Below are 690 nucleotides of genomic sequence, written 5' to 3' on the forward strand. Positions count from 1 at the left end.
CGAAGAAGGCATTTCGCCATTGGTCAATCTCTGCAGATAGAGCTCTTTCACCTTTGGATTGTGAACCGGGTTGCCTATCGCTATCACTTTGTTTTCCCGGTTTAATAAAAAAGATTGAAATGTCATTTCACCGGGAAAACGGTTTAATGCATTAAAATCATCCTTTTCATCGAGACAAACCGGATAAGTGAAGGCATTCCTCCGGGTAATGTAACGCAATTCTTTTACGTCCTTGGGGTGGAAGTAGAAAACAAAGGGCACTTCCCCCTGAGCCAATGAATCTACTTCGTGCATGAATTATCATTAGAATAGGAAGAACCTATAAAACTCATTACTGTTGCTACAACAATAAATGAAAAGACCATTTTCTTTTTCATACACTCTATCTTATTAATTGAAGGCAAAATTAGGCTTTTATTTTTAAATTTAAAGCATAGGATACCTCACATTTACCTTACAGAAACCTTGTATTTACCTTACTGAAGCCTTATGGGAATCTCACGGCTGTGAAGAAGCAATATCGAATGGCTCGTCTGACAAAGGGAATAGGATGAAAAAACATAGGCTTTACTCTTTGCCGGTCAGCTTCTTTATTTCCTCCCTCATTTGCCTGATGGCCGTGGATTGCACCTTCGGCTCTTTCTCCATTACCATCCTTGCAGCCTGCTCCAGTTTTTGCCGTTGATAAAA

1 pseudogene is annotated in these 690 nt (G+C 39.7%); it reads right to left on the reverse strand.

Going from position 1 to position 690, the window contains the following annotated elements:
- A pseudogene (locus IR173_RS17975) lies at nt 1–297 on the reverse strand (DUF1573 domain-containing protein); the annotation flags it as partial.
- Nucleotides 298–690: the final 393 nt, after the last annotated feature.

The sequence above is a fragment of the Phocaeicola faecalis genome, from assembly GCF_021730445.1.
Classification (GTDB): Bacteria; Bacteroidota; Bacteroidia; order Bacteroidales; family Bacteroidaceae; genus Phocaeicola; species Phocaeicola faecalis.